The following is a 22,624-nucleotide window of genomic DNA, read 5'->3' on the forward strand; positions in this document are numbered from 1 at the left end:
CATTAAAACCCCGCCAGCTATCGCAATAACTGACGGGGCTTTTGAGCTGATATTTCTGGTTGGATTTCTCCTTCCTGATCTACCCGCTCACACCTGCAACGCGGGAGCAGCGATCTCGTTCCTGGCTTTCCGGCTCAGGGATGAAAAAATACGACAGAATCTATCGTGGACTCTACGTTCAGTCGGTACTGCCCGTCCGCCGGTAGCGAAAATCGCAATGGCCGGCGCCCTGCATGATGGTCTGCGTGCGGGTTAACTTGACGTCGGGCCCAAATCCTTCGGCCGTATCGAAATCCGCCGAGCACACCAACAGGAACCCGAGCTCCGGCTCGCCCAGCTCCTTGTAGAACTCGGCGTAGCGGCATCGCGTGACGTCGAAGGCGAAGACGTCCTGCGACTGGTCGATCACGTTGTAATGCAACGCATCGTCACGGGCATAGGTCGTGAACGCCGACGCGACAGCCTTGCCCAGATTCTTCTCGTTTTTTGTCCGCCAGAACTGTTCGCCGAAGGCGCGGTAGAGATCACGCAGGGCCTTTCGGACGATACCGTTGGCGCGCTCCTCTCCCAGTTCCGCCTGCAGAGCCTTGACGAGAGGGACCAGAACCTGGGCCTGGATCTTGACTTGTTGGATGACGGGAATGCCCACCGGCAGCCTCCACTCTTGTCTTGAGGTTAGAGAGATCGACGGGCTTCTGGGAGTCCGCCCCAATCGCGTGGAACTATTGCCATTTTTTCCTGCTCTGACGTCGCCTTCTTCAACTCTGGAGCCGGTGGGCTATGCGCAAACTACTATTCGGAATCGCAGTCGCAATGCCAATTGCTTTTGTGTCCCCCGCGGCCACGGCGATGCCCGTAGGCCATGCGATGATCCACGCTTCTCTGGTCAAGGCCGATCTGATTGAGGTAAAGGGCGGGCACGGCCGCGGGCACGGTTGGGGCCGCGGCCATGGCTATCGTCCGTTTGGCTGGAGCCGGGGCCGGAAGGTCGGCTGGCGGGGGGGTGGCTGCCCGCCCGGTCACTGGAAGAAGGGCTGGTGCTGAAACCGGACGGCCAGCCACTTCCCTCAGGGCGACTTCCCTCTAAGGCGACTACAAGGCCCGTGCCGCGTTGCCCTTGAACAGGATTGGGCCGGTCGGTCGTCCGATGGGTGAGCCGCCTTCAGGCTCCAGCGTGATCTCGAACAGTTGGTCTTGCACGGTTTCCGGCAGCGACTCCAGGTCGAGTTGCAGCGTGCGCGACTGACCGGTGACGCCGATCGATTTCGGGCCGATCGCGCGATCCCACAAGGTCCAAACCTGCAGCGTGCGGCCGGCAGGAACCTCGATCGGCCGCAACGGTATCAGCTCGACCCGGCCGTTCGAAAACGCGTTGACGATGGCGCCGGCCTCTTTCGTCGTGTCGTTCACCAGCACGGCGACGTAAATCGGCTTGCGCTGGGCGAGCGCGATCATGTCATGACGGAGCTGGCGCGACGTCGCCAACGCGCCGATCATGATCGTCGCAAAAAACAGCGCGGCGACGGCGCCGCCGATACCGAGGCCGCGCCAGAACCGGATGTTGTCCCACAGTGTGGCGCCACGCAGCGCGGCGCGTGCGGAGGGCAGGGCGTCGATCGGCGCGATTTTGGTTGCATCCGCGATGCGCTGCCAAAGCGCCGGGCTCGGTGGGGTTTCCTCGGCCGAAAGATCGAGGTCCGCAAGCCGTTCCCGCCACGTGCCGACAGCCTGAGCAAACGATTGGTCAGTTGCGATGCGCCGTTCGGCGGCGGCGTGCTCCGCACCGTCCAGGAGGCCCATCACGTAATCGGCGGCCATGGCGTTATCGGCATCGTGCGGGTTCATCCCATGCACTCCTGCAGCGCAAAGAGGCTGCGCCGTACCCAGCTTTTGACCGTGCCGAGCGGAACCTTGAGCCGTCCCGCCAATTCGCCGTGGCTCATGCCGTGAACATAGGCCAGCACCACAACGTCGCGGCGGGGACGGTCGATCTGCTCGAGGCACCGGCGCAGCGCGCTGGTCTCCGGCATCCGCGACAGGGTGGCCTCGCAGTCGACATCCTGGACGCTTTCATCTGATGCTTCATAGCGGTGCTCATCGCGATGAATGCTGAGCGCGCGGTTGCGCACTACCGCATAGAGCCAGCCGCGGGCGCTGCCGCGGCGCGGATCGAAGCCGGCCGCGCCGCGCCAGATTCGGATAAAGGCGTCGTGCACCGCCTCTTCCGCAAGGTCCTGCCGAAACAGGATGCGGCGCGCGATGCCGACCATGCGCGGCGCCTCGCTGTCGTAGATCACGCGCAATGCGGTGCGGTCGCCGGCCGCGCAGCGCGCCAGGGCCGCGGCAAGCTGCGCCTCGCGCTCCTGATCGAACAGGGCGGGAGCCTGCAGGTTGGCGGTGATGGTGCCATTTCCAGTCATGTCTATGCCCTTGCATAGTTGTTCTACCTTGAGATGCGGCATTTGGATGCATGTGCCGAAAATTATTTTCAGTGTGCTGCATCCGTTTCGCCGCGCCGCCGGTACCCGCTGTGTTGGTCCCGAGAGGATCATAGCAACACAGGGAGCTCACCGATGAACTATCGTTCCATTTTCGCCGCCTCGGCCGCGCTATTACTGTCATCCGCAGCCGCCAACGCCGCGCAGGTCGCAGCCCTGGTCGGCGGCGACACAATTGCGATGGTCGATACCGCGCAGAAGAAGGCGACCGGGTCCGTCAAGGTCACCGGCATTTCCGGTGCGCTGGTCGGCATCGACGTACGTCCGGCCGACGGCATGCTCTATGGATTGGTCGACGATGGCACCATTGTGACCATCGCGTTGGACGGCAAGGCCACGACGAAATCGAAGCTCGACACCATGCTTGCCAAGGGCGTGGCTGCGACGATGGATTTCAATCCGGTGGCGGACCGCTTGCGTGTGATGGGCGCGGACGGGATGAACCTGCGGGCGAATGTCGATGACGGCAAGGTGACCAAGGACGGCGACCACAAGTTTGCCGACAGCGACATGCACAAGGGCGAAAAGCCGAACATCGTCGCCGGCGCCTATACCAATTCGGTGAAGGGCGCAAAAGAGACGGCGTTGTTCAATATCGACGGCACCATCGGCGGATTGATCAAGCAGGCGCCACCGAATGACGGCGTGCTCGGTGCGATCGGCAAACTCGGGATCAAGGCGGATACCGTCGCGTTTGACATCTGGTCCGACGGCGCCGGCAAGAACGAAGCCTGGCTGATGGCGGGCGGCACGCTCTACAGCATCGACCTCGCTACCGCAAAGGCGACCGAGGCTGCAAAGATCACCGGCGTCAGCGGCACGGTCAAGGACATCGCCATCATGGGAATGTAGCCGACCGCTGCAATCCTTGACGCCTGGGTTCTGCCGGTTGCTTGCGCGGCCGGCAGAACCTTGCAGTGAATTCCGGCTCGGCCCGGTGCCTACGCCTGCTTCAGCGTCTCGAGCGCGTCGCGGACATTGGGGTCGAGCCCGCTACCGCCGGCGTCCAGATGCGCAAAGATCGCCTTGCGCATCCGCGGGTCCCAGAACTTCTTGATGTGCTCGGCGATCCCGGGCACCGCCTTGTCGTGGCCCTGGCTCTGAAAGAATTTTCCGATTTGATTGGCCATGTAGATCAGCCGATCAGGCGACATGGGTAGCCTCCGCAACGCCAGTATATTGTGTAACCGCAATCCGCTGTGGATGCGTGAAGATCTCAAATCCGTCCGCGCGCGCGATGGCGGCGAGCGTGATGCCGGCGGCATCCGCCGTGCGAACCGCCAGCGCGGTCGGCGCCGATACCGCCACCATCAGCGGTGCGCCGATCGCGGCTGTCCTCTGCACCATCTCGACCGAGACCCGGCTGGTCAGCAATACGATGCCCTCGCTGGGGGAAACGCTCTCCAGCGCCAGCGCGCCGGCGAGCTTGTCGAGGGCGTTGTGGCGGCCGACATCCTCGCGCAACGCCACGAGGCCATGCGCCGGCGTCCAAAAGGCTGCCGCATGCACCGCGCGGGTCTGGATGTTGATCTGCTGCAACACGGTAATGCTCGCCATTGCGGCCATAATCTCTCGGGGCGAGAACACGCGCCCCTCTGCCACCACGGCGGCCGGGCGCACGGCTTCGGCAATGGACTCGATGCCGCAGATGCCGCAGCCGGTGGGGCCCGCGATATGCCGCCGTCGCTCGTTGACGCGCTCGGCTTGTGGCGATGCCAGCCACATTCGCAGTTCGATGCCGTCATCGAGTTCCACGACATCGAGCGAGACGATCTCCTCGGGCGATCGGACGATGCCCTCGCTGAGGCTGAATCCAACCGCAAAATCCTGCAGGTTCTGCGGCGTGCCCATCATGACGGCGTAGGTGCCGCCATTATAGGTGAGCGCAATGGCGCTCTCTTCGGGGATCAGCCGTGTGCCTTCACCAAGATGACCGTCGCGCCAGATCTGCCGATCGGCGGTAGCGACCGCATCGGGCATGACTTACTCCGCAGCTTCCGCCGGCGCGATGCGGCGAGAGTGGCGGGCCTGCTCGTCATAGGCCTTCTGCCAATCGGAAGGTCCGTTCGACGGCGAAATCTGCACCGCCGTGACCTTGTATTCCGGACAATTGGTGGCCCAGTCCGAAAAGTCCGTCGTGATGACGTTGGCCTGCGTGTCCGGGTGGTGGAACGTGGTGTAGACCACGCCCGGTGCCACGCGATCGGTGATCTCGGCGCGCAGGGTGGTTTCGCCGGCGCGGCTTGCCAGCCGCACCCAGTCGCCGTCGCGCACGCCGCGCTGCTCGGCGTCATGCGGATGGATTTCCAGCCGATCCTCGGAATGCCAGATGACGTTTTCGGTGCGGCGGGTCTGTGCGCCGACATTGTACTGGCTGAGGATGCGCCCCGTCGTCAGCAGCAGCGGGAACCTCGGACCGGTGCGTTCGTCGGTCGGGATATATTCGGTGATGACGAACTTGCCCTTGCCGCGCACGAAGCCGTTGATGTGCATCACCGGCGTGCCTTCCGGCGCCTTCTCGTTGCAGGGCCACTGCACCGAGCCCAGCTCGTCCAGCCTGGCATAGGAGACGCCGGCAAAAGTCGGCGTCAGCGCGGCGATCTCGTCCATGATTTGCGACGGGTGATGGTATTGCATGTCATAGCCCATCGCCTTGGCGAGGCCGATGGTGACCTCCCAGTCGGCGAGCCCGTTGCGCGGTGTCATCACCTTGCGCACGCGCTGGATGCGCCGTTCAGCATTGGTGAAGGTGCCGTCCTTCTCCAGGAAGGTCGATCCCGGCAGGAAGACGTGGGCATAGTTTGCGGTCTCGTTGAGGAAGAGGTCATGCACGATGACGCATTCCATCGACGACAGCGCCGCCACCACATGCTTGGTGTTGGGATCGGACTGCAGGATGTCTTCGCCCTGCACGTAGATGCCCATGAAGGTGCCTTCGATCGCGGCGTCGAACATGTTGGGAATGCGCAGGCCCGGTTCCGGATTGAGCTTGACGTTCCACATCGCCTCGAACTGGTCGCGCACGGCGTCGCCCGAGATATGGCGATAGCCCGGCAGTTCATGCGGGAATGAGCCCATGTCGCAGGAGCCCTGGACGTTGTTCTGGCCGCGCAGCGGGTTCACGCCGACGCCGGGCCGGCCGATATTGCCGGTCGCCATCGCGAGGTTGGCGATCGCAATCACGGTGGTCGAGCCCTGGCTGTGCTCGGTGACGCCAAGGCCGTAATAGATCGCGCCATTGCCGCCGGTGGCGAACAGCCGGGCGGCTTCGCGCAACACCTTCGGATCGACGCCGGTCATGATCGCGGTCGCTTCCGGGCTGTTCTTCGGCAGCGCCACGAAGGCGGCCCATTCCTCGAACTCGCTCCAGTCGCAGCGCTCGCGCACGAAGGCTTCATCGACCAGGCCCTCGGTGACGATCACATGTCCCAGCGCCGTGAGCACGGCGACGTTGGTGCCGGGCATCAACGGCAGATGCAACGCCTTGAGGTGAGGGGCTTCCACCATCTCGGTGCGCCTGGGATCGATCACGATCAGCTTGGCGCCCTGGCGCAGCCGCTTCTTCAGGCGCGAAGCGAACACCGGATGGGCGGAGGCCGGGTTGGCGCCGATCACCATGACGACGTCGGTATGCTCGACGGAATCGAAATCCTGTGTGCCGGCCGAGGTGCCGAACGTCGTCGACAGGCCGTAGCCGGTCGGCGAATGGCAGACCCGCGCGCAGGTATCGACATTGTTGTTGCCGAAGCCGCCGCGGATCAGCTTTTGCACCAGATAGGTTTCCTCGTTGGTGCAGCGGGAAGAGGTGATGCCGCCGACGGCGTCGCGGCCATGTTTCTGCTGGATGGCCTTGAATTTCGCGGCGGCGAAGTTGAACGCTTCGTCCCACGACACCTCGCGCCAGGGATCGGCGATATCTTCGCGGATCATCGGCTTGAGAATGCGCTCCTTGTGGGTGGTGTAGCCCCAGGCGAAGCGTCCCTTGACGCAGGAATGGCCGCGATTGGCCTTGCCGTCCTTATAGGGGACCATGCGCACGACTTCCTCACCGCGCATTTCCGCCTTGAAGGCACAGCCGACGCCGCAATAGGCGCAGGTGGTGACGACAGAATGCTCCGGCTGGCCGATCTCGATGACGGATTTTTCCGTCAGCGTCGCGGTCGGGCAGGCCTGCACGCAGGCGCCGCAGGACACGCATTCGGAGCCGAGGAAGCTCTCGCTCATGCCGGGCGAGACGCGGCTGTCGAAGCCGCGGCCGGCGATCGTCAGCGCGAAGGTGCCTTGCACTTCTTCGCAGGCGCGGACGCAGCGCGAGCAGACGATGCATTTCGAGGGATCATAGGTGAAGTAGGGGTTGGATTCGTCCTTCGGCATCCAATTTTCATTGGTGCAGCCGTCCGACTTGGCGAACACATGGTTCTCGCCCTCATAGCCGTAGCGCACGTCGCGCAGGCCGACCGCGCCCGCCATGTCCTGCAATTCGCAATCGCCATTGGCCGCGCAGGTCAGGCAGTCCAGCGGATGGTCGGAGATGTAGAGCTCCATCACGCCCTTGCGCAGCTTCTTCAGCCGCTCGGTCTGGGTATGCACGACGAGGCCGTTCATGGCCGGCGTAGTGCAGGACGCCGGCGTTCCGGCGCGGCCCTCGATCTCGATCAGGCACAGACGGCAGGAGCCGAACGCGTCGACCATGTCGGTGGCGCAGAGTTTCGGGATCTGCGTGCCGGCTTCCATCGCCGCGCGCATGATCGAGGTGCCCTCGGGCACGGTGACACTGTTGCCGTCGATGGTGAGCGTCACCATTGTTTCGGATTTGGCGCGCGGTGTTCCGAAGTCGATTTCCTGGATCAGCGACATGGCGTTTCTCCTATTCCGCGGCCTGTAGCGCGGCCGGTGCCGGGCCAAAATCTTCCCGGAAGTGTTTCAATGCGCTCAGCACGGGGTAGGGCGTGAAGCCGCCGAGTGCGCAGAGCGAGCCGAATTTCATGGTGTTGCAGAGGTCTTCGACCACGGCGAGGTTTTCGGAAGTACGCTCACCCCGGATAATCTTGTCGATCGTCTCGACGCCGCGGGTCGAGCCAATCCGGCACGGCGTGCACTTGCCGCAGGATTCGACCGCACAGAACTCCATCGCAAAGCGGGCCTGTTTTGCCATGTCGACGCTGTCATCGAATACCACAATGCCGCCATGGCCGATCAGCCCGTCACGCGTGGCAAAGGCCTCATAGTCGAACGGCGTGTCGAACAGCGCGCGCGGGAAGTATGCGCCGAGCGGCCCGCCGACCTGCACCGCGCGAACGGGGCGGCCGGTAAGCGTGCCGCCGCCGATATCGTCGACGAGTTCGCCGAGCGTGATGCCGAAAGCGGTCTCGAACAGGCCGCCATGCCGGATGTTACCGGCGAGCTGGATCGGCATGGTGCCACGGGAGCGGCCCATCCCGAAATCGGCATAGGCTTTGGCGCCACCGGCGAGGATGAAGGGGATCGCGGCGAACGACAGCACATTGTTGATCACGGTGGGTCGGCCGAACAGTCCCTTATGCGCCGGCAGCGGCGGCTTGGCGCGAACGATGCCGCGGCGGCCCTCGAGGCTTTCCAGGAGCGAGGTTTCCTCGCCGCAGACATAGGCGCCGGCACCGACCCGGACTTCGAGATCGAAACTGTGGCTGGAGCCTATGGTACACTCGCCGAGATAACCGGTGCGACGGGCAGCCGTGATGGCGGCGTTCATCGCCGCAGCCGCATGCGGATATTCCGAGCGGATGTAGATGTAGCCCTTGGTGGCACCGACGGCGACGCCCGCGATCGTCATGCCCTCGATCACGACGAAGGGATCTCCTTCCATGATCATACGGTCGGCAAATGTGCCGCTATCGCCTTCGTCGGCATTGCAGACGATGTATTTGCGGTCGGCGCTGGCCTGCGCCACCGTCTTCCACTTGATGCCGGTCGGGAAGCCGGCGCCGCCACGCCCACGCAAGCCGGAGGTGGTCACCTCAGTGAGGATCTCGTCCGGCGTCAGCGTCAGTGCGCGCTCAAGCCCCTTGTAGCCGTCATGGTCGCGATAATCTTTGACCGAGCGGGGATCGATCACGCCGCAACGTGCGAACGTCAGGCGGGTCTGCCGCTTCAACCAGGAAATCTCGTCAGTGACGCCGAGCCGCAACGGGTGCGGGCTGCCAGTGGTCATGGCATCGAACACCGTCGGCGTATCTGCCGTTGTCACGGGTCCGAACGCGACACGCCCTTGGGAGGTAGCGACTTCGACCATCGGCTCGAGCCAATAGAGCCCGCGCGATCCCGTTCTGACGATCTCGACGGCGACGCCCGATTTGATCGCTGCCTGTTCCAGCGCGATTGCTACTTCATCGGCGCCGACGGCGATCGCGCCGGCATCGCGGGAAACGAAAATGCGCATCGTCATCGTTGCGCCTCCGCGACCAGCGCATCGAGGCGCGATTCATCCAGCCGTCCGACGACACGGCCGTCGAGCATGGCCGACGGCGCGGTGGCGCACAGCCCGAGGCAATAGATCGGCTCCAGCGTGACGCGGGTATCGGCCGTGGTGTTTCCGAGCGCGATGCCGAGCTTGGCTTCCGCGCGCGCGGCAAGTGCATCGCCGCCGGCGGCCTGGCACGCTTCCGCGCGACACAGTTTCAGCACGTGGCGGCCGGCGGGTTCGCTGCGGAAATCATGATAGAACGTGAACACGCCGTGCACCTCGGCGCGCGACAGGTTGAGCGCGGATGCGATCATCGGAATGGCGGGCTCCGGAACGTAACCGAACGCCTCCTGCATCGCGTGCAGGATGACCAGCGTCGCGCCTTCGAGCTTGTCGTGTTCGGCGATGATCTCGGCGCCGCGCGCTTCATTCCAGGGTTCGTATGCCGATGTCATTTCCGCGTTCTCATCAGAGGTTGTGTGCTCCGATGAGTAGGGAAATCGCGCGGGATATCAATAAAGCTGTCTCATGTTGCGATTTCAAAACGCAATCAAGACAAGGGCATAGGCAATGCCTATGGGTGCGATGGCAGGCGGATTGAGGTTAACGCCCGATTATCGTCACAGTCCGGCAGCGGAACACGCTCGTCAGGTCTGCCGTGACGAGCGCGTCTTGGATGTCTAGTCGTTGGTTTCAGAAAATGCCTGGCACCAGCATCGACACCTTTTCGCGATAGCGCCGATATTCACTGCCGAACATCGCCACCAGATCGCGCTCTTCGAGATAGATGCCGACGAAGATATAGGCCGTCGTCACCGCAGCGAACAAGAGGTGGCCCAGCGTCATCGTCGGCGTGCACCAGAAGGCGATGATGAAGCCGAGATAAATTGGATGCCGGATCAGGCGATAGAGGCCCGGCGTCTTGAACTTCATGGGTTCGACCATGCGGCCGGCAAAATGCGCGGCCACTTGAGTCAATCCGAACAACTCGAAATGGCTGATCAGGAACGTGCTGTAGAGCACGATGAGCCAGCCCGCAAAGCCGCCCGCGGTCGCGATGCCGGCGACAACGGGATTGTCGATGTGCCAGACCACCGCAGGCATCGGCTGCCACTGCCAGAACAACAGGATCAGCGTCAGGCTCGCCAGCAGCACATAGGTAGAGCGTTCGATCGCCGGTGAAGCGAAGCGCGCGAACAATCGCTTGAAGCCCTGCCGCGCCATGCCGCTGTGCTGCACGGCAAAGATCGACATCAGCACCAGGTTGATCAGCAAGGCCGTCGTCAGCGAGGACGCCGGACCGGTATTGATGTTTTTGGGTACCATGTATTGCGAGACGAAGCCGACTGCGTAGAGGAACGTGCCGAGGAAGATCAGATAGGCGAGCCCGCCGTAGCAGAGCGTGAGCAATCTCGTCGTGAAAGAGACGGCCTTCGCAGGACTGTTTGGTCCGGTGTGCATGGTAATCGACATTTCGATCTCCTTGCGTTTGAAATGGTGATGTCTGGCAATGGTCTTGTTCAGGGCTATCCGGGGCGGCGTCGCTTGCGTAGTTGCGCTGCTTTTTCGACGACGTCATCGATCGGGCCGCGGTAGATGCGCGTCTGATCGAGTTCGTAGCCCTCAAGCCGATGCAACGCGAACAGCGTGACTTGCCGCTCGTGATAGGCGGTGGTCGCGGCAGCCCAGCGGTTGAAAAATCGTCTCAGGCGCGCGACCAGGAGGAGGGCGCTTCTCCACATCGCTGGCGTTGTCGCTGACGGGATTGCGGTGATGATAGTCATGGGTCAACCCTCCGGCGGGAGCGCCGGGCTCGCTTCATGGAAGGAGCGAGGCGCGGGCAAGCGGCGTTGGCCGCGTGCCGTTGCGGCATCAGGCCTTCTGGCGAAACATCGGAATTGGTGGGATCAAGCAGGCCGATCATCAGTCATCTCCGGTTGAACGAGAGTTGACCCGTCTGTAAATTGAGATGCCCGCTCAAGCTTGGCGGAGTTCTTCAGAAGACCTTGGTTTTCCCTCCTGAAGCGGTTGTTTTTGCTCGATTTGTTTCATTGATCCGTCTGGTGTTTGCGAGGCACGGATCGCATTAACCTCGACCGGGGTGGTAATGCAGTACCGATTTGCCGAATTTGAGTTAGATCTCAGCCAGCAAGAGCTGCGTCGGCTTGGCAAGTCCGTCCATATCGAGCCTCAAGTGTTCGATCTCATTGTTCATCTGGTGCGGAACCATGACCGCATCGTCAGCAAGGATGAGCTGATCGAGACGGTCTGGAATGGCCGGATCATCTCGGAAGCTGCGCTCTCCAGCCGCATCAACGGCGCCCGCCGTGCGCTTGGCGACAACGGAACCGACCAGCTCTTTATTCGGACGCTGCACAAGCGCGGCTTCCGTTTCGTCGGCGACGTTCAGGCCGTCAGCGCGCCGGAAGCCGGCATGGAAGCGGCCCCGCTGGTTCCCAAGGATAGTGCTGCGCCGGCCGACGCTCCCGTCCACCTCTCGGTCTCTGCCGAAGTATCCCGCCTCGATGACGTCGTCTCGGAATCCGTGAAGGCCGAGGCCAATACGCGACCGTCGATCGCGGTGCTGCCGTTCGGGAATATGTCCGGCGATCCGGAGAACGACTATTTCAGCTATGGCCTGACCGAGGACATCATTCGCCTCCTTGCGCGCAACCGGTGGCTTTCGGTGATCTCGCGGCACTCGACCGTCGCATTCCAGGGTCGGGTGGTCGATGCCCGCGAGGTCGGTGAGCTGCTAGGCGTCCGGTATGTGATGGTCGGCAGCGTTCGCAAGAGCCGCGATACCGTGCGGATCACGGCAGAGCTCGTCCGCGCGGCGGACGGCAAACAGTTGTGGGCAGACAAATACGACCTGCAGCTCGAGTATATCTTCGATATCCAGGAGGAGATGGCTCGCCAGATCGCCGCAACGATCGAGCCAGAGCTGTCGAAGGTCGAGCAGCAGCTTGCTGCCCGCAAGGCGCCGGAAAGCCTGGACGCCTGGGATTGCTACCAGCGCGGCCTGTGGAACCTATGGCGCTTCACCACGCCGGGATTCGACTCGGCCGAAACCTATTTTCAGCGTGCGATCGACGCTGATCCGAATTTCGCGCGGGGCCATGGCGCGCTCAGCTACGTCAATCTGCAGCGCGCCTTTATCGACGAGCCGAAAGATCGCCCGGCGCGACTGGAGACGGCGTTGCGCCAGGGGCATCATGCGGTGGCGCTCGACGAGCTCGATTGTTTTTGCCATTGCGCCCTCGGACGCGCTTTGTGCCTGACCCATCAGAACGACGAAGCGCTGGCAGCGCTCGACGTGTCGCTGGAGCTCAATCCGAGTTTTGCGCAAGCCTACTTCGCGCAAGGGTTCAATATGCTGTGGTATGGACGGGAGATCGAGGCGGAAACGCTGCTCGATCGGGCGACCATGCTGAGCCCCCGCGACAGCCACATTTCTGCTTTCCACCATGTCCGCGCCTGGGCGCACTTCTCGCTCAGCGAGTATGACATAGCAGTCGAGTTCGCCCGACGGGCAACCCGGCAGCCCAATGCCACCTATCAGGCCTTTGCGACGCTTGTGGCTTCGCTCGGCTTGCTCGGCGACCCGACGCAGGCGAAAGTGGTGGCCGCCGAGCTTCTGCAACGCAAGCCGAACTACAGCACCGGGACAGCACGGCAGGAGTTCTTCTTCTGCAACGATGCCGGCTTTATCGACCGGTTCGTCGAAGGGTTGCGCGTGGCAGGCATACCGAAAGCCGGCTGACTTGCAGCCTCACGCGTCGCGATGATCGCGTTGCCGATCGCCGCGCCGATGATATCGGTCGTAATGTCCATGCGTGAGGCCTCCAAAGCCGTCGCCTGCAAGGCCAAAAATCAAGATTATCTGCAGACTATCTGAACGCCGGCTCTAAGCGCGGAAAGCCGGCCCGGGCCATATTGCCAGCATGAAACGACGAGATTTCATTGCATTGATCGGTGCTGCGCTGGCCTATCCGGCCGCTGCGCTCGCGCAGGAATCGGCGCGGGTCTATCGCATCTTCTGGCTCTCCACGCAGTCCCAGCCGGATCCATTCCTGGATGGATTCCGGGAGGGATTGCGCGCGCGGGGCTATGTCGAGGGCAAGAATGTCGTCCTTGAATTGCACTATGCGATCGGCAACCCGCAAGCGCTGCGCGAGGTGGCATCCGAGCTCAGGCGCGGCAAGGTCGATCTGGCCGTCTCGAGCGGCCCGGCGACGCGCGCGATGACCGCGGTCGAGGAGGTGCCGGTGCTGTTCGCCCTGAGCGGCGACCCCGTGGAACTGGGCCTTGTCAAAAGCGTCGGGCAGCCCGGCGGTAACTTCACCGGCTCGACCTTCCTGTCGCTGGAACTGGCGGGAAAGCGGGTTGAGCTCCTGAAGGAAGTCCTCCCGAACCTGCGCAAGCTTGCGGTTCTGTCGAACGCCAATCATCCGGGCGAGCAATCGGAGTGGCGCGCGACCAAGGAGGCCGCTGAGAAGCTGAGTATTGTGCCGCATTATGTTCCCTTCTCGGGCGCAGACGAGCTGGACAACGCGCTTGGATTGGCAGGAGAGGCGCATGCAGATGCGTTGCTCGTCTTTCCGGACGTCCTCACCATGGTGCACCGAGGCAAGATTGCTGACTTCGCCATCGCGCATCGGCTGCCATCGATGTTTGGCTGGAGCGAATATTGCGATGCCGGCGGGCTTTTGAGCTATGGCGCGAACCAGCGGGCGACCTATTTCTCGCTTGCGATCTATGCCGACCGGATACTGCGTGGCGAAAGGCCAGCCAATCTTCCCGTCGTTCAGCCAACCAAATTCGAGCTGGTCGTGAATCTCAGGACGGCCGAATTGCTCGGCATCGACCTGGACAAATCCTCCGTTCTTTTCCGCGCCAATCGGGTGATCGAATGATCCCGGCGCATCTCACATCGGTTTAAAACTCTTTCCATTGGATTTTCTTTCGGTGATCCGTCCGCGCCGCTCCCTGTTCATGAAGTACTTCGTCACACTGTTTGTCGCAGTGGTGACGCCTCTCATGCTTGGTTCCGCAACCGAGGCCTGGTTCGCGTTTCGTGACAATCGCCTCTACCTCAATGAGATTCTTCAGGTCGAGGCCCGCTCCGCGGCCGACCGGATTCAGGCCTTCACCGATGGTATTCGCGATCAGCTCGGTTGGGTCGTGCAGTTTCCCTGGACCCAGGGCGAGGACGACCGGCGCAGGATCGACGGGCTGCGTCTGCTGCAGCAGGTGCCGGCGATCGTTTCGCTCTCGATGGTCGACCCGACCGGAACCGAACGCGTTTTTGTATCCCGCGTCAGCATGAACAGGACCGGGCGAGGCGCCGATATGTCGGCCGATCCCGCGGTTGTCGGCGCGCGCGCCAACCGGGTCTGGTATGGCCCGGTGCACTATCGGCGCGATTCCGAGCCGTATATGCGGATCGCGGTCGCGGGAAACCGCGCGGCCGCCGGGATTGTTGTGGCCGACATCAACCTGAAACTGATCTGGGATATCATCGCAGCAATCAAGATCGGCGACACCGGCCACGCCCTTGTCGTCGACGGCTCCGGACGTCTGATTGCCCATCCGGACATCAGCCTGGTCCTGCGCAGCGGAGCAGGGGCAGGTGACTTCAACCGGCTGAAGTCCGTCGTCAGCGAAGCGAACGGATCGGCGGTCTCGACGACCGGTGAGGACGGCGAGCCGGTGGTCGCGCTCGCGGTGCGTGCCGCCAACGTGGATTGGACGGTGATCGCCGAACAGCCCGTGCTGGAGGCGTTCGAATCGATCCGCGCCGCGCTGTGGCGTTCCCTGATACTCATCGCCATCGGCATCGTTTTCGCGTTTGTGCTCGCTTACTGGCGCGCGTCCCGGATGTGGGGACCGATCAGGCAGCTCGAAGATGGCGTTGAGCGGATCGGGATGGGACAGTTCGACCATCGCATTACGATCCAAAGCCGCGACGAACTTGAGCAATTGGCGATCCGCTTCAACCAGATGGCGGAGGAGCTCGGGGCCTCGCAGCAGAAGTCCGAGCGCATCAATCGCCTGAAGCAATTCCTTCCCCCGCAGGTGGCTGAACTGGTTGAGCACTCCGATCAGCGGCTGCTGGATGCACAGCGGCGGGAGGTAGTCGCGATTTTCGGTGATCTGCGCGGTTTCACCGCGTTTACCGCGCGTGCCGAGCCCGATGCCATTCTGGCCGTGCTGAGGCAGTACTATGAAGCCATCGGCATCGTCACGGCCCGCCATGAGGCGACCTTGATTCGCTTCGCCGGCGATGGCGTGATGGTCCTCCTCAATGCGCCGGTCACGTGCGAGAGCCCGGCCCACCGCGGCATTCGGCTTGCGATCGACATGCAGGCTGCGGTGCAATCCCTTGCCAATTCCTGGAACGCTATGGGCTGCGCCATTGGTTTCGGCGTGGGTATCGCGATGGGACCTGCGACCGTTGGCACGCTCGGCTGGCAGGGCCGCCTCGACTACACGGCGATCGGAAACGTCGTCAATCTGGCATCTCGGCTTTGCGATTTGGCGAAGGACGCGCAGATACTGGTGGACCCGGCTGTCACCGGGCATGTCAAGGACAGCATCGCCCTTGCGTCCATCGGCGAGCGATCCATCAAAGGCTATGACCATGCCTTGGAGATTTTCGCCGTAGGTCGCATCTACGCGCCGATATCGCCTATGCTGGTGGACAGCGCTAGCGGGCGCTCGTGCCTGACGCATCATGGCGCTGACGAGCAGACAGGCAGGAATGCTGTGGGCAGAGCGGTCCAGATCACTCCCGAACCCGACAGCACTGCAAGCAGCAGTGTTATCCGCCGGAACCACGCGCTCGTCTGACCCGATGGAGGCGGAACACGATCTCCGGGCCGGAGAGTGCGGACGGTAAGGATGACAAGGCACATCAAGGCCGCTGCGGTGAAGAGAAAAACGATCCAGCTCATCGTGTCGCCATGGCTGCGCGGCGGCCCCGCGCATATCAGCGCTTCGGCAGCGTAGACGGCGCCGAGATGCGCAAACCAGATCGCGGGGGCGATGAACAGGCGCAACAAATCGCCTAGCGGCCGGATTCCCTCGAAAGCAGCGCTCATCCTGCAAGCCTCGGAAACCCATGAACGAGCAACAAGCCGAGCAGGCTCTGTCCAATGGTGTAGTGATATAGCAGGCTGAAATTGTCGAAGATCACGCGCCGTTCGAGGCCGAGCCGGCCACCGAGGCTCCGTCCAATCACAAACCCCGCCATGACCAGAATCGGCAGGGCCATTTGCCCTTGGAGGAACGCCGCCGTAAACACCAGTGCGCCATGGATGTCCGTTGCCGGCCGCTGGCCTGCTTGCGACTGTGCAGACACCTCGGCTATCAGAGCTGCGAGAAGCATGGCGGCGGCAAGCCCTGTCAACAGTTCGAAGGCGTGGCCGCTCCGTGACCGGCGGGGCAGGACGCGTCCGGCCACGACGAGGATGGCGCTGCCGGAAACAAGGAGAAAGGCCGACAAGACCGCCGAAGCGACCGGCGCAAGCGTTTCCGGTTTCGGCCAGAATTGCGGTGAGACCGTCCAAAGATAAAGATAGGAGAATACATAGGCGAGGTAGAGCGAGCCTGTGACCAGCAGCAGCACGATCATTGCCCACCACGAATGCGACAGCGAACCGGATGCGTAAGTCGTGAGCTTGATGCCTCCTCCGATATCGACTGGTTCGAGTGGTTTCGGATCGCTGTCCCACATCCAGACGACGAGCATCGCTACAGCGAGGACGCCGGATATCAGCGCCGGCGTGACGGCCTTGACCGTGAGCAGCATAAAAAAAGCCGCGGTGAAGATTGCCGCTAGAAATGGCGTCCAACCGGGGCCGGGCAGGCGAAGCAGGTATTGCGGCGCCGCCTCGATAGGCGAGGTGACGAGGGTTTCGCGCCGGCCGGTGATCGAACCGGGCAGGTAATACCGGCCGGCGTCGACGTCCCTGGCGAGGTGCGGCTGTTCCCATAGCGGGTCGGCACTCGTCACGATCGGGATGCTGCGTGCGCCATATACGCGGTTGTGAACCCACTCCAGCGTGCCACCGTTCCATATATTGCCTGCGGTATTCGAAGCGTCGGGGCGCAGATTTCGGGCGAGATCTATCAGGAACAGCGCTATGCCGGCGGCGAACAGGAAGGCTCCCATGGTGGAGACCATGTTCAATACTCCCCACTCCATCACGGCCGGATAAGTATATACGCGCCGTGGCATGCCCATTAGGCCGGTCAGGTGCATCGGAAAAAACGCGATGTTGAAACCGCCGAACATCAGCCAGAATGTCCATTTCCCGAGACGTTCCGATAAGGCGCGGCGGCTGAAGGCCGGTGCCCAGTAATGGAAGGCTGCGAACAGCGGAAACACCATGCCGCCGACCAGCACATAGTGGAAATGGGCGACGACGAAGTAGGTATCGTGCACCTGCCAATCGAACGGAACCATCGCGACCATCACGCCTGTGAGCCCGCCCAGGGTGAAGATGAAAAGGAAGCCCAGGATGAACAACGACGGTGTTGTCCAGCGCAGGCGCCCCGAGGCAATCGTTGCAATCCATGCAAAGACCTGGATCCCGCTCGGCAATGATACCGCCATGCTGGCGGCGGAAAAGAAGCTGAGCGACAGCGCAGGGATTCCTGTTGTGAACATATGATGCACCCACAGGCCGAAGCTGAAGAATCCCGTTGCGATGAGGGCCACGACCACCAGCCGGTATCCCACGAGCGGTGTTCCGGCCATGGTCGGGATGATCATCGAAACCATGCCGGCAGCCGGCAGGAAAATGATGTAGACGTCAGGGTGGCCGAAAAACCAGAACAGATGTTGCCAGAGCAACGCATCGCCGCCCTTGGCCGCGATGAAGAATGGCCAGCCGAAAGCGCGCTCGAGTTCGAGCAGAATCGTGGCGAGGATGATCGCTGGAAACGCAAACACGATCATTCCGGCGAAGATCAGCATGGTCCAGGCGAACATCGGCATCCTGTCGAGAGTCATTCCCGGCGCGCGGGTGCGCAACACGCCGACGATGATCTCGATCGCGCCCGCGATCGCTGAAATCTCGATGAAGCCGATACCGAGCAGCCAGAAGTCTGCGCCTATATTGGGTGAGAACCGCGAACTGGTGAGCGGCGGATACATGAACCATCCACCCGATGGGGCGAGGTCGAAAAAGAGAGTGCTGAAGAAAACCAGCCCTCCGACCAAGTAGGCCCAGAACGCAAAAGCACCCAGCCGCGGAAACGGCTGGTCGCGGGCACCGAGCATCTGCGGAAGCAGGAGGATGCCCATGGCTTCGACGACAGGAACCGCGAACAGGAACATCATCACCGTGCCGTGCATGGTGAATATCTGGTTGTAGGTCTCCTGGCTGAGGAACGTATTGCTCGGCACGGCGAGCTGTAGCCGTATCAGCAGAGCCAGCGTGCCGGCCAGCAGAAAGAACAGCATTGCCGTGCCGACATAGAAGCCGCCGATCACCGTATTGTTGACGTCAGTAACGATGCGCCATGACCGGGGGCTTGCCCAGACGGCTTCAAGTGCCGCCTGTTCGCCGCCTGGCCGGGGCAGCGTGCTTGGATAACTAGATACGGTGCTGGTGTCAGCCATCGGGATCCGTTGCCTTAAGGCTGAGAAGATAGGCGGCCAGCGCATCCAGCTCTGAAGGTTGCAGGAAGCGAAACTCTGGCATCAAATTGCCGGGCTTGACGAGCTGGCCATCGGTTATGAAACGCACCACGTTATCGCGGGTGAGCGGCATTGTATCGACGCCGACCGAGCGCCGTGCACCCATCTGCGTGAGGTCCGGACCCAGCGTGCCGGCAGCGGCGGTGCCGCGCACCGTGTGGCAGGCACCGCATCCCGCCGCGAGGAAGAGATCTTGTCCTCGTTGCTCGATGTCCGATTGGGGAGCCCTTGCCGGCATGGCCGCGCGCTGCAGCCATGCGGCATGTTCGGATGCCGGCATCGCTACCACCTCGAGCGCCATCAGCGCATGGGCGCCGCCGCAATACTCGGCACATTGCCCGCGATAAGTTCCCGGTCGTTCGGCGGTGAGCCGCAAATGCGTGGTGCGGCCAGGGATCATGTCGACCTTTCCCCCAAGACTGGGCACCCAGAAACTGTGGATGACGTCGGCAGCTCTGAGCTTGAATGCGATTGGCGTGGCAACTGGAATGCGAATTTCGTTGGCGCTTGCGACAGGCGTACCGCCGGGGGCCAGGTAGGTGACGCGCCACCACCATTGCTCGCCGACCACTTCGATGCTGACGGCGTTCTGGTCGCGGCCAGTATCAAGAAGAGCTCGCGTCAGCCAGACGCCGTAACCCAGCAGCAAACTCAGCGTCACCACAGGAAACGCGATGCCAAGCGCGAAGACGGTGCTCTCCTGCGCAAGGATCCGGCGGCTCCGCGCCGATCCTCCTATGGCAAGCCATGTTGCGGCGATGACGATGGCCAGTACGAAGATTCCAAACCCGAATAGCAGCCATGCCAGGCCTGCGATCTGCTCGGCCTGAATTCCCTTCGGCGCCAACATCGATTGCATATCGCGGCCGCAGCCGGCAAGCATCACGGAGCTTGCGACGATGGCCGTGAATGATCGCGCGTGCCTCAATGATTTTGCTTTCCTGGAGACAGGACATGCATCGACGAGAAATACGCCGAGACGTCTTCGATCTGCTGCTCGCTGAGAGATCGCGCAATCGGCGCCATGATCTCGGAACGCGAGGTATGTGCATTTCTCCAAAGACGCAGGCGATTGGCCATGTAGGCTGCATGCTGTCCGGCAAGGCGTGGGTAGACTTCGAGCGATGAGGTGTTGTGGCAGTCCATGCAGGGAGGGATTTTCGCATCGAGATCGCCGCGGGTCGCGAGCATGCGGCCACGTTCGACAGCTTCATCGCTCGATGACGGCTCCGGTCTGGCCGGCGGCGCCAGCCCGGCGTAGTAGCGCGCTACTCGCTCGCGGTCTTCGGCGGAAAGTTCGCTAGCCTGCGGCTGCATGATCCCGCTCGGGCGGCGCGCGTTCGCGTAGTCCTCGAGCGCCGCCATTAAAAAGCCGGCGGGTTGGCCGTGCAGAACCGGCACGAGACGACTTTTCGGTCCGCGCTGTTTCTCTCCATGGCAGCGTGCACACGCGCTCGCTGCGCCGGACGTCGCCTCCGTCGTCGCGATTTCGCGTCCGCTTTGCGCAGGAACGGTCAGCCCGCCCAGCGCCATCTCGCGATAGGCGGCTGCATCCAACGTGGGAAGGAGCCTTAGAAAGGCAACGACTGCCCAGACCTCGTCGTCCCGCTCCTGGGCCACCCAGGCCGGCATGCCGGTGTACTTGATGCCGTTCTTGACGATCCAGAACAGCTCCCGATCGCGCCACTCTCGCATTGATTTCGACAGATCCGGCGGGGAGGGCAGCATGCTTTGCGCGATCGGGCTGACCGGTACGCCGGGTGCGCCATGACAGAAGGCGCATCCGCTATGGAAATGAGCGGCGCCAAGCGTCGCCAGGTCTTTGCTGTCCAGTGGCCGGGCCTCGATGCCGAGCGCATGAGTTCTGACGGAATTCGTCATCCCAAATGTCAGAATTGCGTCTATCGCGGCCCAGTGGCCGCGACTTGCGGCAACGTTGTAGAGGCCGGACCATGCCAGGAGAAATCCTCCCAGAGCGATTGAAGTAAGGCCGAGCAAGATCAGGCGGACGGACAATAGCAAGCGAGATCGTGGAATGGTGCGCACGCTAGCGGCCGGCGAGAAGTCTGCGGTGCGGCAAAATGGCTGCCGAGGTCTGCGGGCGGCCGATCAACTGTACGGTGATGATCAGGGCCGCGACCAGGTAGCTCAACGGACAAGCCGTTATCATGAGAAGGCCGGCCATATGCTGGTCATCAAGTGCGCGAAATGCCGGCAAATGCTCTGCAGCATGAACGAGGTGACCGGCGGACTCGTAAAGGCTTCTCGGTGCAAAGATCAGCAAGGCTGCCAGCAGGCATGCCAGTTTCCCGGTGAGCAGCAGGGCCGCGATAGCCTGCCAGCGCGCGGCGGAGGTCGTCAGCAGGGTGAACCAGAAGAACACGGCAGCCAGCAACAGAACGCCGTGGAGTGCGAGGCCGACGGCCGGAGATCGAACAATGATGGCGTGAACGGCGGGAGCATGCCACGTCCAGAGCAGCATGATCTGGACAAGGGTTGCGATCCACAGCCAGGAAACCCGAATGTCCCGCGCTGGCCCGTAAGCAATTGCCCATGCTGCCAGTAGCGGCGCCACGACATTCATGGAGGCGATATGAAGCATCATGTGCCTCGAGACATGCCCGAGGTCGTACGTCGCGAGGACGGTCGCCCCGGCAACGAGAACGGCGGAAGCGCTTGCCAGGGCTGGTTTGATCATCCGGATGCTCAAGGGCCGGCTCGCTCCTTGGATGCCCAAGGTGATTCAGGAATACGCGGCGGGTCGCCCAAAACCAACGACATCCCGGCGCAAGGGTTCCATTTGAAGGACCTGCCGGCGGATTTTCAAACCTCGGGCGATGAGCGCCGCGAGAATGAGAAGCCGTATCCACCCGTCATTGCGAGGAGCAATGACGGACAAGGCAGCAGCGGGCAGGCCGTCGCTTTGCTCCTCGCAATGCCGCTGATAGGGTTGAAAAATGAGGTGATATGAGAGCCAAATACCCCCGGAAATCCCGTGCTCCGGATGCCGCTTTTGAAGTGTTGATACCCGCCCGTCCATGCTACTTCTGGCCGCCGGGCGACTAACTTCCTAGGACCATACCTTTGATCGACAAGCTTGAACTCCTGCTGGCGCTCGCAAAGGAGCGACATTTCGGACGGGCGGCGGAAGCCTGCGGCGTCACCCAGCCGACCATGTCGACCAGCCTCAAGCAGCTCGAGGAAATTCTCGGCGTCATGCTGGTGCAGCGCGGTTCCCGCTTTCAGGGATTTACGCCGGAGGGCGAGCGCACCCTCGACTGGGCGCGGCGCATCGTCGGCGACGCCCGCGCGATGCGGCAGGAGATCAACAGCCTCAAGGACAAGCTCTCCGGCGAGATCAGGATCGCCGCGATCCCAACCGTGCTCGGCATGGTGGCGTCGCTGACGACGCCGTTCCGCGCGCGGTACCCGGACGTGCGCTTTCGTATCCAGTCCTGCACGTCGGCCGACGTGCTGGGCCTGCTCGAAAATCTCGAGGTCGACGCCGGGCTGACCTATATCGAGAACGAGCCGATCGGCAAGGTTCGCACCATTCCGCTCTACAACGAGAGCTATCGCCTGCTGACCTCGCCCGATGCCATGTTCGGGGATCGCAAGCAGGTCACCTGGAAGGAAGTCGGGCAGGTGCCGCTGTGCCTCTTGACGCCGGACATGCAGAACCGCCGCATCATCGATCGCGCCCTGGCGTCGGTCGGCGCCGAGGCCACGCCGACGCTGACGTCGAACTCGCTTGTGGTCCTCTACACCCATGTGAAGACCGGGCGTTGGGCGAGCGTGATGCCGGCAAAACTCGCGGAGACCCTGGGGCTGGCGGACACCATCCGCAGCATTCCGATCGTCGATCCCGTCGTCGACTACAGCGTCGGGATGGTGATCCCGCAGCGCGATCCGATGACGCCGCTGATCGCGGCGCTGGTGCAGGTCGCCCGCGAAGTGGCGCCGACGCTGGAGTAG

At 62.6% G+C, this 22,624-nt stretch carries 20 protein-coding genes; 6 read left to right on the plus strand and 14 right to left on the minus strand.

Annotated elements, in window-relative coordinates:
* Window positions 1-178: 178 nt before the first annotated feature.
* The 3 genes from CP49_RS15235 to CP49_RS15245 form a co-directional block, all read right to left on the minus strand.
* A complete protein-coding gene (locus CP49_RS15235) occupies window positions 179-643 on the minus strand; it encodes an L-2-amino-thiazoline-4-carboxylic acid hydrolase (protein ID WP_420807615.1) in 465 nt (154 codons plus the stop codon).
* A 449-nt stretch (window positions 644-1,092) separates the two neighbouring features.
* A complete protein-coding gene (locus tag CP49_RS15240; protein WP_057851046.1) occupies window positions 1,093-1,845 on the minus strand; it encodes an anti-sigma factor in 753 nt (250 codons plus the stop codon).
* Window positions 1,842-2,420, minus strand: a complete 579-nt coding sequence (locus CP49_RS15245; RefSeq protein WP_082646044.1) for a sigma-70 family RNA polymerase sigma factor — start codon at window positions 2,418-2,420, stop codon at window positions 1,842-1,844. Before CP49_RS15245 ends, CP49_RS15240 begins: the two co-directional genes overlap by 4 nt.
* Window positions 2,421-2,573: 153 nt before the next feature.
* On the opposite strand from CP49_RS15245, the gene CP49_RS15250 reads away from it, so the two are divergent.
* Complete coding sequence (locus CP49_RS15250; protein ID WP_057851047.1) at window positions 2,574-3,350, plus strand: DUF4394 domain-containing protein; 777 nt, start codon at window positions 2,574-2,576, stop codon at window positions 3,348-3,350.
* Between the two features lie 89 nt (window positions 3,351-3,439).
* Here the strand turns inward: CP49_RS15250 and CP49_RS15255 are convergent, their stop codons facing one another.
* The 7 genes from CP49_RS15255 to CP49_RS15285 form a co-directional block, all read right to left on the minus strand.
* The gene (locus CP49_RS15255; RefSeq protein ID WP_057851048.1) at window positions 3,440-3,652 is read right to left on the minus strand and encodes a formate dehydrogenase subunit delta; all 213 of its coding nucleotides are present in this window, start codon (window positions 3,650-3,652) and stop codon (window positions 3,440-3,442) included.
* Complete coding sequence (gene fdhD, locus CP49_RS15260) at window positions 3,642-4,478, minus strand: formate dehydrogenase accessory sulfurtransferase FdhD (protein ID WP_057851049.1); 837 nt, start codon at window positions 4,476-4,478, stop codon at window positions 3,642-3,644. Before fdhD ends, CP49_RS15255 begins: the two co-directional genes overlap by 11 nt.
* Before the next feature lie 3 nt (window positions 4,479-4,481).
* Window positions 4,482-7,355, minus strand: a complete 2,874-nt coding sequence (fdhF, locus tag CP49_RS15265; RefSeq protein WP_057851050.1) for a formate dehydrogenase subunit alpha — start codon at window positions 7,353-7,355, stop codon at window positions 4,482-4,484.
* 10 nt (window positions 7,356-7,365) lie between these two features.
* Complete coding sequence (locus CP49_RS15270; RefSeq protein WP_057851051.1) at window positions 7,366-8,922, minus strand: formate dehydrogenase beta subunit; 1,557 nt, start codon at window positions 8,920-8,922, stop codon at window positions 7,366-7,368.
* Window positions 8,919-9,395: a formate dehydrogenase subunit gamma gene (locus CP49_RS15275; RefSeq protein ID WP_057851052.1), complete on the minus strand. Its 477-nt coding sequence runs from the start codon at window positions 9,393-9,395 to the stop codon at window positions 8,919-8,921. The genes CP49_RS15270 and CP49_RS15275 overlap by 4 nt, the downstream gene beginning before the upstream one ends.
* Window positions 9,396-9,633: 238 nt before the next feature.
* Window positions 9,634-10,413, minus strand: coding sequence for a methanethiol S-methyltransferase (gene mddA / locus CP49_RS15280; RefSeq protein WP_156438445.1), 780 nt, complete (start codon window positions 10,411-10,413; stop codon window positions 9,634-9,636).
* Between the two features lie 53 nt (window positions 10,414-10,466).
* Entirely contained in the window at window positions 10,467-10,724 is a 258-nt protein-coding gene (locus CP49_RS15285; protein WP_156438447.1) for a hypothetical protein, read from the minus strand.
* Between the two features lie 323 nt (window positions 10,725-11,047).
* On the opposite strand from CP49_RS15285, the gene CP49_RS15290 reads away from it, so the two are divergent.
* The 3 genes from CP49_RS15290 (at window position 11,048) to CP49_RS15300 (ending at window position 15,792) form a co-directional block, all read left to right on the plus strand.
* Entirely contained in the window at window positions 11,048-12,703 is a 1,656-nt protein-coding gene (locus CP49_RS15290) for a winged helix-turn-helix domain-containing protein (protein WP_057851054.1), read from the plus strand.
* 181 nt (window positions 12,704-12,884) lie between these two features.
* Window positions 12,885-13,856, plus strand: coding sequence for an ABC transporter substrate-binding protein (locus CP49_RS15295; RefSeq protein WP_057851055.1), 972 nt, complete (start codon window positions 12,885-12,887; stop codon window positions 13,854-13,856).
* Window positions 13,857-13,980: 124 nt separating this feature from the next.
* On the plus strand, window positions 13,981-15,792 hold the full coding sequence (locus tag CP49_RS15300) for an adenylate/guanylate cyclase domain-containing protein (protein ID WP_245310705.1): 1,812 nt from the start codon (window positions 13,981-13,983) through the stop codon (window positions 15,790-15,792).
* Between the two features lie 247 nt (window positions 15,793-16,039).
* On the opposite strand, the gene ctaD is transcribed toward CP49_RS15300, so the two are convergent.
* The 4 genes from ctaD to CP49_RS15320 form a co-directional block, all read right to left on the minus strand.
* Window positions 16,040-18,571, minus strand: coding sequence for a cytochrome c oxidase subunit I (gene ctaD, locus CP49_RS15305; RefSeq protein ID WP_057851056.1), 2,532 nt, complete (start codon window positions 18,569-18,571; stop codon window positions 16,040-16,042).
* The gene (gene coxB, locus CP49_RS15310; protein WP_245310697.1) at window positions 18,564-19,499 is read right to left on the minus strand and encodes a cytochrome c oxidase subunit II; all 936 of its coding nucleotides are present in this window, start codon (window positions 19,497-19,499) and stop codon (window positions 18,564-18,566) included. The genes ctaD and coxB overlap by 8 nt, the downstream gene beginning before the upstream one ends.
* A 74-nt stretch (window positions 19,500-19,573) precedes the next feature.
* Window positions 19,574-20,530 (minus strand): c-type cytochrome, encoded by a 957-nt coding sequence (locus CP49_RS15315; protein WP_057851057.1) that lies wholly within the window; start codon window positions 20,528-20,530, stop codon window positions 19,574-19,576.
* A gap of 166 nt (window positions 20,531-20,696) precedes the next feature.
* Complete coding sequence (locus CP49_RS15320) at window positions 20,697-21,347, minus strand: cytochrome c oxidase assembly protein (protein WP_057851058.1); 651 nt, start codon at window positions 21,345-21,347, stop codon at window positions 20,697-20,699.
* Here CP49_RS15320 and CP49_RS44660 point away from each other — a divergent pair.
* Together CP49_RS44660 and CP49_RS15325 are read left to right on the plus strand one after the other, a co-directional pair.
* Window positions 21,243-21,620, plus strand: coding sequence for a hypothetical protein (locus tag CP49_RS44660; protein ID WP_197423124.1), 378 nt, complete (start codon window positions 21,243-21,245; stop codon window positions 21,618-21,620). The genes CP49_RS15320 and CP49_RS44660 overlap by 105 nt on opposite strands.
* Before the next feature lie 113 nt (window positions 21,621-21,733).
* Entirely contained in the window at window positions 21,734-22,624 is an 891-nt protein-coding gene (locus CP49_RS15325) for a LysR family transcriptional regulator (RefSeq protein ID WP_057851059.1), read from the plus strand.

The sequence above is a fragment of the Bradyrhizobium valentinum genome (genome assembly GCF_001440405.1).
GTDB lineage: Bacteria > Pseudomonadota > Alphaproteobacteria > Rhizobiales > Xanthobacteraceae > Bradyrhizobium > Bradyrhizobium valentinum.

What these genes read in the sequence shown, in the direction of transcription:
- CP49_RS44660 (WP_197423124.1), top strand. Translation starts at nt 21,243, where the DNA reads ATGAAGCATCATGTGCCTCGAGACATGCCCGAGGTCGTACGTCGCGAG.
- coxB (WP_245310697.1), bottom strand. Translation starts at nt 19,499, where the DNA reads ATGTTGGCGCCGAAGGGAATTCAGGCCGAGCAGATCGCAGGCCTGGCA.
- fdhF (WP_057851050.1), bottom strand. Translation starts at nt 7,355, where the DNA reads ATGTCGCTGATCCAGGAAATCGACTTCGGAACACCGCGCGCCAAATCC.
- CP49_RS15250 (WP_057851047.1), top strand. Translation starts at nt 2,574, where the DNA reads ATGAACTATCGTTCCATTTTCGCCGCCTCGGCCGCGCTATTACTGTCA.
- CP49_RS15300 (WP_245310705.1), top strand. Translation starts at nt 13,981, where the DNA reads ATGCTTGGTTCCGCAACCGAGGCCTGGTTCGCGTTTCGTGACAATCGC.
- CP49_RS15285 (WP_156438447.1), bottom strand. Translation starts at nt 10,724, where the DNA reads ATGACTATCATCACCGCAATCCCGTCAGCGACAACGCCAGCGATGTGG.
- CP49_RS15240 (WP_057851046.1), bottom strand. Translation starts at nt 1,845, where the DNA reads ATGAACCCGCACGATGCCGATAACGCCATGGCCGCCGATTACGTGATG.
- mddA (WP_156438445.1), bottom strand. Translation starts at nt 10,413, where the DNA reads ATGTCGATTACCATGCACACCGGACCAAACAGTCCTGCGAAGGCCGTC.
- CP49_RS15295 (WP_057851055.1), top strand. Translation starts at nt 12,885, where the DNA reads ATGAAACGACGAGATTTCATTGCATTGATCGGTGCTGCGCTGGCCTAT.
- CP49_RS15290 (WP_057851054.1), top strand. Translation starts at nt 11,048, where the DNA reads ATGCAGTACCGATTTGCCGAATTTGAGTTAGATCTCAGCCAGCAAGAG.
- CP49_RS15245 (WP_082646044.1), bottom strand. Translation starts at nt 2,420, where the DNA reads ATGACTGGAAATGGCACCATCACCGCCAACCTGCAGGCTCCCGCCCTG.
- fdhD (WP_057851049.1), bottom strand. Translation starts at nt 4,478, where the DNA reads ATGCCCGATGCGGTCGCTACCGCCGATCGGCAGATCTGGCGCGACGGT.
- CP49_RS15315 (WP_057851057.1), bottom strand. Translation starts at nt 20,530, where the DNA reads ATGACGAATTCCGTCAGAACTCATGCGCTCGGCATCGAGGCCCGGCCA.
- CP49_RS15270 (WP_057851051.1), bottom strand. Translation starts at nt 8,922, where the DNA reads ATGACGATGCGCATTTTCGTTTCCCGCGATGCCGGCGCGATCGCCGTC.
- CP49_RS15320 (WP_057851058.1), bottom strand. Translation starts at nt 21,347, where the DNA reads ATGATCAAACCAGCCCTGGCAAGCGCTTCCGCCGTTCTCGTTGCCGGG.
- CP49_RS15255 (WP_057851048.1), bottom strand. Translation starts at nt 3,652, where the DNA reads ATGTCGCCTGATCGGCTGATCTACATGGCCAATCAAATCGGAAAATTC.
- CP49_RS15275 (WP_057851052.1), bottom strand. Translation starts at nt 9,395, where the DNA reads ATGACATCGGCATACGAACCCTGGAATGAAGCGCGCGGCGCCGAGATC.
- ctaD (WP_057851056.1), bottom strand. Translation starts at nt 18,571, where the DNA reads ATGGCTGACACCAGCACCGTATCTAGTTATCCAAGCACGCTGCCCCGG.